12 protein-coding genes are annotated in these 13,575 nt (G+C 73.6%); 8 read left to right on the forward strand and 4 right to left on the reverse strand.

Annotated elements, in window-relative coordinates; translation table 11 throughout:
• Nucleotides 1-13: 13 nt before the first annotated feature.
• Entirely contained in the window at nt 14-1,225 is a 1,212-nt protein-coding gene (locus OHU34_RS27250) for an ROK family transcriptional regulator (protein WP_020127879.1), read from the reverse strand.
• 282 nt (nt 1,226-1,507) lie between these two features.
• Nucleotides 1,508-2,611 (reverse strand): mechanosensitive ion channel family protein, encoded by a 1,104-nt coding sequence (locus OHU34_RS27255; protein ID WP_200839688.1) that lies wholly within the window; start codon nt 2,609-2,611, stop codon nt 1,508-1,510.
• A 324-nt stretch (nt 2,612-2,935) separates the two neighbouring features.
• Here OHU34_RS27255 and OHU34_RS27260 point away from each other — a divergent pair, with 324 nt between their 5' ends.
• The 5 genes from OHU34_RS27260 to OHU34_RS27280 all read left to right on the forward strand — a co-directional run bounded on the left by OHU34_RS27260 (nt 2,936) and on the right by OHU34_RS27280 (nt 7,375).
• Nucleotides 2,936-3,472 carry an HNH endonuclease gene (locus OHU34_RS27260; protein WP_020127877.1) on the forward strand — a complete coding sequence of 179 codons (537 nt, stop codon included), beginning with the start codon at nt 2,936-2,938 and terminating at the stop codon, nt 3,470-3,472.
• Nucleotides 3,473-3,672: 200 nt separating this feature from the next.
• Nucleotides 3,673-4,287 carry a putative immunity protein gene (locus OHU34_RS27265; protein ID WP_142264346.1) on the forward strand — a complete coding sequence of 205 codons (615 nt, stop codon included), beginning with the start codon at nt 3,673-3,675 and terminating at the stop codon, nt 4,285-4,287.
• 191 nt (nt 4,288-4,478) lie between these two features.
• Nucleotides 4,479-4,685 carry a hypothetical protein gene (locus OHU34_RS27270; protein WP_372481751.1) on the forward strand — a complete coding sequence of 69 codons (207 nt, stop codon included), beginning with the start codon at nt 4,479-4,481 and terminating at the stop codon, nt 4,683-4,685.
• The gene (malQ, locus tag OHU34_RS27275; RefSeq protein WP_230195714.1) at nt 4,686-6,827 is read left to right on the forward strand and encodes a 4-alpha-glucanotransferase; all 2,142 of its coding nucleotides are present in this window, start codon (nt 4,686-4,688) and stop codon (nt 6,825-6,827) included.
• Between the two features lie 266 nt (nt 6,828-7,093).
• On the forward strand, nt 7,094-7,375 hold the full coding sequence (locus OHU34_RS27280; protein WP_142264343.1) for a hypothetical protein: 282 nt from the start codon (nt 7,094-7,096) through the stop codon (nt 7,373-7,375).
• 157 nt (nt 7,376-7,532) lie between these two features.
• On the opposite strand, the gene OHU34_RS27285 is transcribed toward OHU34_RS27280, so the two are convergent.
• Nucleotides 7,533-8,111, reverse strand: a complete 579-nt coding sequence (locus OHU34_RS27285) for a TetR family transcriptional regulator (RefSeq protein WP_054240026.1) — start codon at nt 8,109-8,111, stop codon at nt 7,533-7,535.
• 130 nt (nt 8,112-8,241) lie between these two features.
• Between OHU34_RS27285 and OHU34_RS27290 the strand changes: the two genes are divergently transcribed.
• Complete coding sequence (locus tag OHU34_RS27290; RefSeq protein ID WP_405768749.1) at nt 8,242-9,762, forward strand: FAD-dependent monooxygenase; 1,521 nt, start codon at nt 8,242-8,244, stop codon at nt 9,760-9,762.
• A gap of 113 nt (nt 9,763-9,875) precedes the next feature.
• Nucleotides 9,876-11,741 (forward strand): hypothetical protein, encoded by a 1,866-nt coding sequence (locus OHU34_RS27295; protein WP_405768752.1) that lies wholly within the window; start codon nt 9,876-9,878, stop codon nt 11,739-11,741.
• A 190-nt stretch (nt 11,742-11,931) separates the two neighbouring features.
• Here OHU34_RS27295 and OHU34_RS27300 read toward each other — a convergent pair whose 3' ends face one another.
• Complete coding sequence (locus tag OHU34_RS27300) at nt 11,932-12,453, reverse strand: MarR family winged helix-turn-helix transcriptional regulator (protein WP_142264341.1); 522 nt, start codon at nt 12,451-12,453, stop codon at nt 11,932-11,934.
• A 138-nt stretch (nt 12,454-12,591) separates the two neighbouring features.
• On the opposite strand from OHU34_RS27300, the gene OHU34_RS27305 reads away from it, so the two are divergent.
• Complete coding sequence (locus tag OHU34_RS27305) at nt 12,592-13,545, forward strand: EamA family transporter (protein ID WP_405768756.1); 954 nt, start codon at nt 12,592-12,594, stop codon at nt 13,543-13,545.
• Nucleotides 13,546-13,575 lie beyond the last annotated feature (30 nt).

A 13,575-nucleotide genomic window follows, 5' to 3' on the forward strand; every position in this document is an offset into this window, starting at 1 on the left:
GGTGGTGGTGCGGCTAGCGCGAGGTGTCGAAGACCTCGTCGCGGGTGGCCGCCAGCGCGCTCTCCAGCGCGCCGCGCAGCACGGGCCGTTCGGTGACGTCGCCCATGACCAGCTTCGGCCGGGACGCGGCCAGTTCCTCCAGCTCGTCCTGGACGAGGGCGCGCAGCACCTCGCCGCCGGCGGTCAGGGAGGCGCCGCTGAGGACGACGAGTTCGGGGTCGAGTACGGAGACCAGTGAGGCGAGACCGGTCGCGAGCCGGGTCGCGTACGTCTGGAGCAGCTGCCGGTGCGGGGCGGTGTCCTCGGCGGCGGCCCGCCCGACGAGTGCGGCGGCGGCCTCGGCGTACGGTCCGGACGGGAGGTCGGTGATGCCGAGCTCCCGGGCCAGCCGGGGGACGGCCTGGGAGCCCGCCAGCTCCTGGAAGCCACCGCTGTTGGCCTTGGTGACCTGCCGGACCAGGGGTGCGCCCGGAACCGGCAGGAACCCGACCTCGCCGGCGCCGCCGGTCCAGCCGCGGTGCAGCCGGCCGCCGAGGACCAGAGCGGCGCCGAGACCGCCCTCGTTCCACAGCAGGACGAAGTCCTCGTGGCCGCGTGCCGCGCCCAGGCGCTGCTCGGCGACGGCGGCGAGATTGACGTCGTTCTCGTACTCGACCGGCATCGGCAGGGCCGCGGCGAGATCGTCGAGCAGCGCGGGGGAGTGCCAGCCGGGCAGGTGGGAGGCGTAGCGCAGCCGACCGGTGGTGGGGTCGAAGGCGCCGGGGGTGGCGACGACCAGCCGTCGCACCTCGTCCCGGGTGAGGCCCGCGGCCTTCACCGCGCCGTCGAGGGCGTCGGTGACCTGCCGCACGACGGCGTCGGCGGTCTTCCGGCCGGGCGTGGGCACCTCGAACGTGCCCACGGTGCGGCCGGTGGCGTCGGCGACGGCGGCCAGGACGCGTTCGGGGGTGACATCGAGCCCCGCGGCGTACGCGGCGGCCGGATTGACCTCGTACAGCTGGGCGTTGGGGCCGGGGCGCCCCTCGGTGGTGCCGGTCGCGAGCACCAGTCCCGCCGCCTCCAGTCGGGCCAGCAGCTGTGAGGCGGTGGGCTTCGACAGGCCGGTGAGCTTGCCGATGCGGGTGCGGGACAGGGGGCCATGCGCCAGCAGGAGGTCGAGGGCGGCGCGGTCGTTCATGGCGCGCAGGACGCGCGGGGTGCCCGGCGTACCGGCGATTCCTGCCATGGGGGCGACACCTGCCTTTCTGAACTGCCCAGCTTCTCAAGTACGCCGGACGCAAGTCCACATCCGGTCACTGTTAGGAAAGTTTCCTATCGGCTGGCAGGAACGTAGACCCGTCACGAAGGGGACGTCAAGGAGGGAAAGGGGAAACGCCCCCGAGGCAACAGAGTCGTTACTTCTGGGGCGCAAAGGTCGTCGGAGAGGCCGTCGGCAGGTCGGCAGGGCCCGCTGGACGCCGGAAGGCCGCACCCGGATCTCTCCGGGTGCGGCCTTCCGATGTGCGGGCTACTTCGCCGGGGTCACCGGCCGGGGCTGCGCGATCGGGGTCGCCGCCGCCGACTGGGGCGAGTCCGCGTTGGAGAACACCGACGGGGCCGCGACCGCGGCCGTCGGGTCGGCCGGGTCCTCCGTGGCGGGGGCCGTCGCGCCGCCCACGATGCGGATGTCGGCCGCGTCGAAGGCACGCTTGACGCGCCAGCGCAGCTCCCGCTCGACGGCCAGGGCCTTGCCGGGCATCGTCTTCGCGGAGACGCGGACGACCATCGAGTCGAGCAGGACGCTGTCCAGGCCGAGCACCTCGATCGGGCTCCACAGGAGCTCGTTCCAGGGCTCTTCCTTGCTCATCTTCTCGGCGACCTCGTCCAGGGTGGCCTTGACCAGGTCGAGGTCCTCGGACGCCTTGACGGTCACGTCGACGCCGGCCGTCGCCCAGCCCTGCGAGAGGTTGCCGATCCGCTTGACCTCGCCGTTGCGGACGTACCAGATCTCACCGTTGGCGCCGCGCAGCTTCGTCACGCGCAGTCCCACCTCGATGACCTCGCCGGTCGCCACGCCCGCGTCGATCTGGTCACCGACGCCGTACTGGTCCTCCAGGATCATGAACACACCGGAGAGGAAGTCCGTGACCAGGTTGCGTGCGCCGAAACCGATCGCCACGCCCGCGACACCGGCGGAGGCCAGCAGCGGGGCCAGATTGATCTCGAAGGTGCCCAACACCATCAGGGCGGCCGTGCCGAGGATCACGAAACTCGCCACCGAACGCAGCACCGAGCCGATCGCCTGCGAGCGCTGACGCCGCCGCTCGTTGTTGACCAGCAGCCCGCCCAGCGCCGTGCCGTCGACCGAGGAGACGGTGCGGTTCATCCGGTCGATCAGCTTGGTGATCGCCCGCTGCACCACCACTCTCAGCACCACCGCGATCACCAGGATCAGCAGGACGCGCAGACCGATCGCCAGCCAGGTCGACCAGTTCTGCTCGACCCAGCTGGCCGCGTTCGTCGCGCTCTCCTGGGCGTCCTGGAGGGACGGCACGGTCACCGCGGTCGGCGACTGCGAGGGAGTCGGCGACGGTGACACGTCGGCGGCCGGCAGGGCGGCGGGCAAGGACACGGCAAGTACCTCCAGGTGCTGCACTGCTCCATTCGGCGCGGCGGTCAAGGGCGACACGCGCTGCGAGGTCACGGAAAGGTCACCGGACGGGCAGAACCACCACACTAACGGGGCATTGTGTGTGGTCCGGCGTGTTCCGTGAAGGAGAGACGGTCCTCACCCGCGCTTGAACAGGCCATGATCCTGGGGAGACAACAGGGTGTGGTCGAAAACACTCCCAGCCCGTTACCGGGACATGGTGGCGCGTCCACCAGGCAAGAGGGGAGACTGACCACAGATCGTCCCGGCGCGAGCCACGCGCCGCCGACGCCCAAGGAGGCATCCGTGCCGCATGTCCTGGTCCTCAACGCGTCGTACGAGCCGCTCGGCGTCGTACCGCTCCGCCGCGCGCTCGTCCTCGTCCTGGAGAACAAGGCGATCTCCCTCGAGGAATCCGGCGCCTTCCTGCACAGCGCGACCGTCACAGTCCCCGCACCCAGCGTGGTCCGGCTCAAGCGATTCGTCCGGGTTCCCTATCGGGGGCCCGTTCCTCTGACCCGTCGGGCGCTCTTCGCCCGGGACGGGGGCCGGTGCATGTACTGCGGTGGCGTCGCAACCAGCGTCGACCACGTCATCCCGCGCAGTCGCGGGGGCAAGCACGTGTGGGACAACGTCGTGGCGTCCTGCCGTCGCTGCAACCACACCAAGGCCGACCGGCACCTCGTCGAGATCGGCTGGCGGCTGCGCCACAAACCCGCTCCACCTTCCGGACTCGCCTGGCGCATCATCGGCACCGGGCATAGGGACCCGCGCTGGCTGCCGTACTTGCAGCCGTACGGCGCCGACGACGCTCTGGCCCGGATCGACGGCATCTCCGCCTGACGATCCGGGTCTTCGTATTGCGTCGTCCGCGTCATCGCACCGCGTCACCACGGCCTCCGAGCCGGGCGCGACCGGCTCCGGGGGTCCTGTGTGCCCCCGGAGCCGCAGCGTCGTCGCCCGTGGCGCAACCCGGCCTGAACGGACTGGTCCGGTGGGCGCCGGTCTGGTGGGCGGGGTCCGGGCGGCGGCAGGATGGAGCCGTGCCCACCGAGTCGGACAAGATCGAGCTGAGCGAACACGAACTGCGGGAGATCGCGGGCTACGCGGCCCGCTGCGCACGCAGAACGCTGCCGCTTTTCGAACAGAGCCTTCCCGCGGACCCGCGCCCTCGCGAGGCCGTCGAAGCGGCGGAGGCCTTCGCCGGCGGCGGCCGGCGCACGGGCGCCCTGCGGCAGAGCGCGTGGGCGGCCTACCGGGCGGCACAGGACGCCGCCGTACCTGCTTCAGCCGCCTCACCCGCCTCACCCGCCGCGGCCGACGCGGCACGAGCGGCGAGTCATGCGGCCGCCGCCGCGTATCTGCATCCCCTGGCGAACGCGCATCAGGTGAAGCACGTGCTCGGTGCGGCGGCCCACGCGGCGCGAGCGGAGGAGTTGGCGGCGGGTGACTTGGCAGCGGGAGAGGCCCGGCCCGTCGCCGTGGGTGACCCTGCCGCGGGGAGGAGCCCCGTTGCCGGTGTGGGGACCCTGGACTGGGCGTGTCGTCACGCGCCGCCGGCGGTCGCCGCGGTGCTCGGCCGGCTGCCGGCCGCACCTCCCGGAGGCGGACGCGTGGGAGAGCTCATACGCGATCTCGACGCCGCGCTGCGCGCTTGAGGGCGGTCTGGGGGCGGTCTGGGGGCGCCCTGGGGGTGCTCTGGGGGGCGTCGTCGTTTCGGCGCGCCGGTCCGCCGTGTCGGCGCGGGCCGCGGGAGGGGGTGGCGGCGTGTAATGACGTGAGGACGTCTGTCCCCGCGTCCGCTGGGTAGGGCTGGGGTATCCGATGCCGTACTGATGAGGAGGCCACCGTGATCGCACCGGCCCGCTCCAAACGCCTGGCGGAGCCGTCCGCCGCCACCCCCGTCGAGTTCGAGGACCCCTACCTCGGCGCCTTCAGCGCCGAGGGGACCTCTGCCGAACCCCCGCTGACCAGCGAACCTCCGTTGCCCGACGCCGAGCCCCTGACCAGCGAGCCGCCACTCGCCGTCACGGACTCCGACTCCACGAGGCCCTAGATGACCGCGCCCCCCGGAGAGGAGCTCGCCCGGCTCGCCACGCTGCACGGCGTCGCCACCTCCTACCAACCCTCCCCGGACCGCACGGTGACGGCCTCGGCCGGTGCCGTCACCCGCGCCCTGGCCGCCCTCGGCGTCGACGCGGGCACCCCGAAGGCCGTACGCGCCGCGCTCGCCGCCCGGGAACGGGCGCTGCGCGAGCGGCTGCTGCCGCCGACCGTGGTGTGCTGGCGCGGAAGCCCCTGTGAAGCGCTCGCCGCCCTCCCCGAGGGCACCGCCCTGCGGGTGGAGACCGAGCAGGGCGAGTGCCGCGACTCCGTCGGGCAACTCCCGCTCGGGGTGCATCAGCTGACGGTCACCGCACCCGACGGGCGGACCGGCCGCGCCCATCTCGTCGTCGCCCCGCCCCGTCTGCCCACGCCCGCGGGACGCTCGTACGGCCTCCTCGTCCAGCTGTACTCCCTGCTCTCCCGACGCTCCTGGGGCATGGGCGACCTCGGTGACCTGGGCGAGCTGACCTCCTGGGCGGGGCGGGCGCTCGGTGCCGGGTTCGTACAGGTCAACCCCTTGCACGCGGCCGTGCCCGGCACCCCGACCGATCCCTCCCCGTACCGGCCCTCCTCGCGCCGTTTTCCGGACCCGGTGCATCTGCGGGTCGAGGACGTCCCCGAGTTCGCGTACGTCCGGGACGACGACGATCCGCGGTCCGCGTTGCTCGACCGCGCCGGACGGCTGCGCGAAGCCGTCCTGGAGAAGGGCGGGTTGATCGACCGGGACGCCGTGTGGGAGCTGAAGCGGGAGGCGCTGGAGCTGGTCGCCCGGGTACCGCTCGGACCCGGCCGGCGCGCCGCCTACTGCGACTTCCTCGCCGAGCAGGGCCAGGCCCTGGAGGACCACGCCACCTGGTGCGCGCTCGCCGAGGTGCACGGGTCGCAGTGGCGGCGGTGGCCGGCCGGGCTCCGGGACCCGCGCTCCGCCGAGACCACCCGCGCCCGCGGCGAGTTGATGGACCGCGTCGACTTCCACTCCCGCCTCGCCTGGCTCACCGACGCCCAGCTCACCGACGCCCAGCGCGCCGCCCGCGAGGCGGGCATGCCGGTCGGGATCGTGCACGACCTGGCGGTCGGCGTGCACCCCGAGGGCGCCGACGCGTGGGCGCAGCAGGAGTACTTCGCCGCCGGCATGTCGGTGGGCGCACCGCCGGACGCCTTCAACGCGCGCGGCCAGGACTGGGGCCTGCCGCCCTGGCGCCCGGACCGGCTGGCCGCCTCCGGCTACGCCCCCTACCGGCGGCTCCTCAAGGCCCTCTTCCGGTACGCGGGCGCCCTGCGCATCGACCACGTCATGGGCCTGTTCCGCCTCTGGTGGGTCCCACAGGGCGAGCCGCCGACCGAGGGCGCCTACGTCCGCTACGACGCCGAGGCCATGCTCGCCGTCCTGGTCCTGGAGGCCTCCCTGGCCGGTTCGGTGGTGATCGGCGAGGATCTCGGCACCGTCGAGCCGGGCGTGCGCGAGACGCTGCGCGAACGTGGGGTGCTGGGTACCTCCGTGCTGTGGTTCGAACGGGACTGGGACGGCGACGGGCGCCCCCTGTCGCCCGATCGCTGGCGCGACGACTGTCTGGCCACCGCCACCACGCACGACCTGCCGTCCACCGCCGCCCGGCTCACCGGCGAGCACGTCGAACTCCGGGACCGGCTCGGCCTGTTGACCCGGCCCGTGGAGGAGGAACGCGCCGAGGCGGCCAACGACGCGGCGGAGTGGCTGGGCCTGCTCACCCGCCTCGGACTGCTGGCCGGCACCGGCGGCGGCGATCGCTCCTCCGAGGAGGCCGAGGTCCAGGCCGTCCACCGCTTCCTGCTGCGCACGCCCGCCCGCATGATCGGCGTCTGGCTCCCGGACGGCGTCGGCGACCGCCGCCCGCAGAACCTCCCCGGCACCTGGGACCAGTATCCGAACTGGCGGCTGCCGATCGCGGACGCGACGGGCCGCCCGGTGACCCTGGAGGAGTTGGCGGCCTCGCCGAGGCTGCGGGCGCTGATCGAGGTGCTGAGGGAAGAGCACGGCCGCGACCCCGCCGGCAGCAGCCCCGCCGCCCGAACCTCTGCCCGATCCTCGGCCCAAGCTTCTGCGGAAGCCTGAGCGGGGGCATGGGCGGGTGCAGGAGGAGGAGCTTGAGCGGGGGCCTGGGCGGAGCGTGGGCGGGAGTTCGAGCCGCGTGCGAGCGGGAGTCCGAGGGCGAGGTGGACGGGGCCTTTCGGAGCCGCGACCGAGCCGCGACGGGGGTGCGACGGGGGTGCGACGGAGCCGCGACGGCGGCAGTCCCGCGGGCGGCCGTGCGAGCGCCCCGCGCCTCATACGGCACCCCGGGCGCGCGCTCCCCGACACCGTTCGCTAACTTGGGCACCGTGGACAAGAAGAACGCCCTGCGCGCCGGCGCCCTGGCTGCCGGTACGACGCTGATGATGCTGCTCATGTCGTCCCCCGCGCTCGCGCTGACCCGCGACGACGGTGACGACCCCGGCCCGGGTCTGAGCGTCGGCGAGACGCTGGGCCTCTATGTGGTGGCCCCCATCGCGCTGTTCCTGCTCATCGCCGGCCTGGTGTGGGTCCTGGACAAGTCGAAGGACAGGGGCGACACCACCAGCTCCAACATCACCGTCAAGGGCCGGGCGAAGGCCAAGGCCTAGCCTCGCCGGCCCCCTGACTCCCGGCCCGGATTCGGGCCCGAGGGCGTCGACTCCCTCCGCGTGCGCACATGCCGTACGCGGAGGAAGCCGACGCCCTCGACGCGTTTGCGGCCCCGCGCCGCCCCCGCCCGGCCGGGACCTGGACCCGCCCGGGACCTTATGGGTGGGGTGCCGTCAGATACCGCTGCACCGTGGGCGCCAGCCACGCGACGGCCTCCTCCCGGGGCAGCGTCACGACCGGCGGGAAGCGCAGGACGTAGCGGGTGAGCGCGAGCCCGAGCAACTGGGTCGAGCAGAGCGCCGCCCGGGCCGGGACCTGCTCGGGGTCGGGGCAGACCGTACGGGCCACCGGCAGGAGCTGGTCGCGGAAGATGCCCTGCATCCGCTCCGCCCCGGCCTCGTTGGTCACGCCGACCCGGAGCAGCGCGGTGAGCACCTCGTTCTCCTCCCACATGTCGAGGAAGTGGGTCACGAGAGCCCGGCCGATCTCCTCTCGGGGAAGCGCGGTGAGGTCGGGCAGCTTCAGGTCGACGGCGACGGCCGCCGCGAAGAGACCCTCCTTGCTGCCGTAGTAGCGCATCACCATCGACGGGTCGATGCTCGCGTCCCGCGCGATGGCGCGGATGGTCGCCCGCTCGTAGCCGTCGGCGGCGAACCGTTCGCGGGCGGCGTCGAGGATGGCGGTGCGGGTGGTGTCGGAGCGGCGGGGGGAGCCGGGGGGCTTGCTGTCTGGCATGCCAACAAGCGTAGGCCAACATGTGTAGGCCAACAAGCGTTGACATCTGCTTCGTCGCAGTCCTATGTTTGCCAACAAGCGTTGACCAACAAGTGTTGACCAACAAGCGTTGGCACCCCAGGAGGCCACGATGACCGGCACCACTGGAACCACTGGAACCACCGGCACCACTCCCCGTCCCGTGATCGTCGTCGGGTCCGGTCCCACCGGGCTGCTCCTGGCCGGTGACCTCGCCACCGCCGGTGTCCCGGTCACCCTCGTCGAGAAGCGCCCTCACCACCTCAGCAACCTCTCCCGCGCCTTCGTGCTGCACGCCCGTACCCTCGAACAGCTCGACGCCCGCGGCCTCGCCGACGAACTCGAGCAGGCCGGCCGGCCCCTCGACCGGCTCCGCCTCTTCGGCCGCCTCACCGTCGCCCTCGACACGCTCCCCTCCCGCTTCAACCACCTTCTCGTCCTCCCGCAGTACGAGGTGGAGAAGGCGCTGCGGCGGCGCGCCGTCGAGGCGGGCGTGGAGTTCCGGTACGAGACCGAGGTGACAGGCCTGAGCCAGGACGCGGACGGCGTGACCGTGCAGGTCCGCACCGCCGCCGCCACCGCCGATACCGCCACCACCGTCACGGCCGGTGAGGCGCCGGGCGAAGAGCTGCGCGCCGCGTACGTCGTGGGTACCGACGGCATGCGCAGCGTCGTGCGGGACGCGATCGGACTGCCCTTCCCGGGCCGCTCCGTCATCCGCTCCGTCGTTCTCGCGGACGTCAGGCTCGCGGAGGAGCCCGAGACGCTGCTCACCGTCAACGCCGTCGGCGACGCCTTCGCCTTTCTCGCGCCGTTCGGCGACGGCTACTACCGGCTGATCGGCTGGAACCGCGCCCGCGACGTCCCCGACAGCGAACCGCTCGACCTCGACGAGGTCAAGGAGGTCACCCGGCTCGCCCTCGGCCGTGACTTCGGGATGTACGACGCCCGCTGGATGTCCCGCTTCCACAGCGACGAACGTCAGGCGCCCGCCTACCGCGTCGGCCGTGTGTTCCTGGCCGGCGACGCCGCGCACGTGCACACCCCGGCCGGCGGCCAGGGCATGAACACCGGGCTCCAGGACGCGGCCAACCTGAGCTGGAAGCTCGCCCAGGTGGTCAACGGTCACGCGCCCGCCGACCTCCTCGACACCTATCAGGCCGAACGGCACCCCGTCGGCAGGTCCGTCCTGCGCAGCAGCGGCGGCATCGTGCGCCTCGCCATGGCCGAACGCCCCTGGACGCTGGCCCTGCGTGCCGCGCTGACCGGCTTCCTCGGCGTCGCGGCTCCCGTCCGCCGCAGGGCCGTCGGTCAGCTCACGGGCATCGGCTACCGCTATCCCGCTCCCCGCGGCGCCCACCGGCTCACCGGCACCCGCGTCCCGGACGTCGCTCTCGCCGAGGGTGCCCGCCTCTACGAGGAGCTGCGGGGCGGCCGCTTCGTCCTGATCACCCCGGAGGCCCACGGCGACCGCGGTGCCGACGCCCGCCGCAAGGACCGGCTCGCCGTGGCGCACTGGGCGAGCGACCGCCGTACGGCACTGCTCGTACGTCCCGACGGCTATGCGGCCTGGGCGTCCGACACCGCCGAGCCGGGCGCCGTGGAGGCCGCCCTCGCGACGCACGTCGGCTGAGAGTGCGCCGGGAAGCACCTGTGCGCGGCGGTGCCGGTAATTCCGTCGACAGGCCGTGTGCCGGCTGACAGGCTCCTGCGCATGACCTATCGAATCGAGTTCCCCACCGCTCGGTGAGCGCCCCGGCTGTGCCGTCGCCCGCCCTGTACGACCAGGTACGGCGCTTGAGGCAGGAGTCGCCGGACGGGCTCCCGCCCGGCCGTGGTTTCGACCTCCCCGCCGACTCTTCCACCGACCTCCGCACCGGCTTTCCCGCCGACCTCCCTTCGGAGCGCCCTGAGACGCGGCTGTCCCGCAGGGAGATGGCGGGTGTCGTCCGGGAGGCACTGAACCCGCTGCCGGAGGATCCGGCCACCCTGCACCGTCGCTTCGCCGAACTCGGCGTCCGGGGCCGACACCGGAATCTGATCGGGTCGGCCGTCGCCGCCCTGCCGCTGCCGGCCGACGAGCACGCCACCGCGCGCGCACTGGCCAGGCAACTGACCCGGACCGGCAGCACCGTGCCCGCCGTCACCGCGGGCCTCGCCCTTCTCACCCGCCTCGGCGAGCCCGAGGATGTCCCGTACCTCTCCACCCTCGGCCTGCTCCGGTCGCTCACCGGGCCGGCCGTGCAAGCCCTCGACGCCCTCGACCGCCGGTCCGCCGCCGTCCTGTGGCTGGTGACCTCCGTCAGTCGTGGCGAACTGCGGCCGCTCGTCCGTGCGTTGGGGGCGGGGGACGACCGGGCCGTCCGCTCGGAGCTGGTGGCCTTCCGGGCCGAACCCCGTTTCCTCGGCGCCACGACCGCCCGCCGTATCGCGGAAGCCGCCCGGTTGCCCGACCTGCTCGCCGGGCATCCCGCCGACCCGGCCCTGCTCGCCCGGGTGGCCCGGCTGCTCGTCCGGATGGGGTGCGCGAGCGACAACACGACCGAACTTCTCACCTACCGCGAGGCACCCGCCGTGTACGAAACCGTTGTCACCCGGGCCGGTCTCCTGCCGCCGACCGTCGAACAGCACGCCACGCTGCTCTCGCTCGCCCTCGATCTGAGCAGCGGTCCCGGAGTGCTGCTGGACTGGCCCTCCGGCTGCCGCGAGACGCTCCTCGCATCCCTCGGCCGACAGCTGGCGGAGCCCTCCTGGACCGCCACGGCCACGGCCGGACTCGCCCCGGAGGGCCCGGCCGACGTGGCCCGGCGGCTCCGGGCCGGCTGGATCCGGCGTACCGGACGGCGGCCGTTCAGGCGTCCCGCCGCGCCCGACATGGGACTGCGCGTCGAGATCGTGGCCGGAGACCCCGTGGACCGGGCGCCCGTCGAGACCCGCGTTCTCGTCGACGGGCGGCCCCTCGTCCCGGCGGTCTTCGCGCACGGGCCCGCGCACAGTCCGGAGGAGCTCCTCGACGAGGGTCTGCTGCGGGCCGGCCCGGAGCCCCGCCGGGTGCGGCTGGCGGAGGCCTGGTGCAGCGAGGGGTGCTGTGGCGCGCTCCACGTCACCATCCGCCGCGACGGCGACCGAGTCGTGTGGGAGGACTGGCGGCGGCCGCCCCCGCCGGGCAGCCGCGGTCCCGCGCCCGAACTCCCGGTCCTCCGGTTCGACGCCACCGCCTACGACGCGGAGATCGCCCGCGCGGAGGAGGACCGGGCCTGGGCCTGGCCGGCCCGCACCGTGGCCCGGCTGATCAAGGCGGGGCTGGTCGAACGACCGGAGCTGCTGAGCCGCTGGGATGCACGCCGGGGCTGGATCAGCACCGGCCACGAGGAGCCGGACACCGCCCAGGTGCACTTCTGGTACCAGCCGGGACTCGGCGCGGGGCGCCCGGAAGGGGATCCGCTCGTGTTCCGCTGGACCGTCCCGGACGACGGCACCCCGCCCGAGGCGCAGGCCGCCGCAGCCCTGCGCCGACTGGCCGAGGAGGATCCGAAGAGCTACAGCCGGGTGAGCGGCGGCACTCGCAAGCGCGCCGAAGAGCTCGGCTACACCTGGCCCTTCGACGGCTGACCGGCCCCCGGTCGACTCCCCGGCCGGCTCCCGGTCGGCTCCGGCGACTCCCTGGTCGGCTACGGGGCCGGATCCCCGGTCGACTCCCGGCCGGATCCGGTCGGCTTCCCGGTCGACTCCCGGCCGACCGGGTCGGCTCGTCGAGTGCCCGGTCGCGGTGCCGGTCGGAGTGCCGGTCGCGGTGCCCGGCTCAGCTCCTCGACGTCTCCGTCGTCAGCAGCAACTCCCGCAGCAGGTCCGCCAGTTGACCGGCCCGCTCGGTGTCCAGGGCGGCGGCCAGGGCGTCGGTCTGGGCGGCGAGACCCGCGCCGACGGCCTGGTCGACCAGGTCGAGCCCCTTCTCGGTCAGCGTCACCTGGAGGCCCCGGCGGTCGTGCGGGTCGGGGGAGCGGCGCAGCAGTGCGGCCCGTTCCAGTTTGTCGAGGCGGCCGGTCATGCCGCCGGTGGTGAGCATGAGCGTCGCCGACAGCTCGCGGGGCGAGAGGGTGTAGGGCTCGCCGGAGCGGCGGAGGGTGGCGAGTACGTCGAACTCGCCCCGTCCGATGCCGAGTGCCGCGTACGCCTTCTCCATCCGGTCGCCCATCGCGCGTGCGAGCCGGGAGATCCGGCCGAAGACCTCCATGGCGCCGGTGTCGAGGTCGGGCCGGACCGTCGCCCACTGTTCGATGATCGCGTCGACGGGATCCTTGCGCGGGGGCTGCGGGCTGCTCATGGGACGAGTATCCCCCCGATTACGGTCACCCACGAGAAAGTGGCTCTCCGCTAAGCCGATCTACGCTAAGTCACTTGCTGCTAAGCCGATCTGCACTAAGCCGCTTGACGCTAAGTCGCTTAGCGCTAAGCTAATTCCATGAAGAGGTCCACGACCGTCCTGCTCACCGCTCTCGCCCCGGTCTCCTGGGGCACCACCTACGCCGTCACCACCGAGCTGCTCCCCGCCGACCGCCCGCTGTTCACCGGCCTGATGCGGGCCCTGCCCGCCGGGCTGCTGCTGCTCGCCCTCGGCCGGGTCCTGCCGCGCGGTGTCTGGTGGGGGAAGGCCGCGATACTCGGCGCGCTGAACATCGGCGCCTTCTTCCCGCTCCTCTTCCTCTCCGCCTACCGGCTCCCCGGCGGCATGGCGGCGGTCGTCGGTTCGGTGGGACCACTGTTCGTCGTCGGTCTCTCGGCGCTGCTGCTGGGGCAGCGGCCGACCGCCCGGACCGTGCTGGCCGGGGTCGTGGCCGCGTTCGGCGTCAGCCTGGTGGTGCTGAAGGCGGCCGGGGCGCTGGACCCGCTCGGCGTCCTCGCGGCGCTCGCCTCCACCGCCTCGATGTCGGCCGGGACGGTCCTCACCAAGCGGTGGGGCCGTCCGGACGGCGTCGGCCCGCTCGCCCTCGCCGGCTGGCAGCTCACGGCGGGCGGCCTGCTGATCGCCCCGCTCGCCTTCCTCGTCGAGGGCGCCCCGCCCGCCCTGGACGGCCGCGCGGTCGGCGGCTACCTCTATCTGGCCCTGGCGAACACGGCCGTCTCGTACTGGCTCTGGTTCCGTGGCATCGGCCGGCTCACCGCCACTCAGGTCACCTTCCTGGGCCCGCTCTCCCCGCTGACCGCGGCCGTCGTCGGCTGGGCCGCCCTCGGCCAGGCGCTGACGCCGCTCCAGCTGACGGGCATGGCGCTGGCGTTCGGCGCGACGGTGGCGGGCCAGCTGAGGACCGGCGGCGGGACGGCCGTGCGCAGGTTCGGGCCCGCTGGGCGGAAGGCTCGCGCAGACCGGGACCGGCCCGGACGGGACAGGTCCGGCGCTCCGGCGCTCCGGCGGTGAGAGCGACGCGGCCCGGGTACGGCGGAGGGC

The sequence above is a fragment of the Streptomyces sp. NBC_00080 genome, from assembly GCF_045041255.1.
In the GTDB taxonomy this organism is placed as follows: domain Bacteria; phylum Actinomycetota; class Actinomycetes; order Streptomycetales; family Streptomycetaceae; genus Streptomyces; species Streptomyces coriariae.

Bases quoted from the DNA above. Each gene is read 5' to 3' on its own strand.
- OHU34_RS27250 (WP_020127879.1), bottom strand. From the start codon at position 1,225: ATGGCAGGAATCGCCGGTACGCCGGGCACCCCGCGCGTCCTGCGCGCC.
- malQ (WP_230195714.1), top strand. From the start codon at position 4,686: ATGACCGCGCCCCCCGGAGAGGAGCTCGCCCGGCTCGCCACGCTGCAC.
- OHU34_RS27285 (WP_054240026.1), bottom strand. From the start codon at position 8,111: ATGCCAGACAGCAAGCCCCCCGGCTCCCCCCGCCGCTCCGACACCACC.
- OHU34_RS27290 (WP_405768749.1), top strand. From the start codon at position 8,242: ATGACCGGCACCACTGGAACCACTGGAACCACCGGCACCACTCCCCGT.
- OHU34_RS27300 (WP_142264341.1), bottom strand. From the start codon at position 12,453: ATGAGCAGCCCGCAGCCCCCGCGCAAGGATCCCGTCGACGCGATCATC.
- OHU34_RS27305 (WP_405768756.1), top strand. From the start codon at position 12,592: ATGAAGAGGTCCACGACCGTCCTGCTCACCGCTCTCGCCCCGGTCTCC.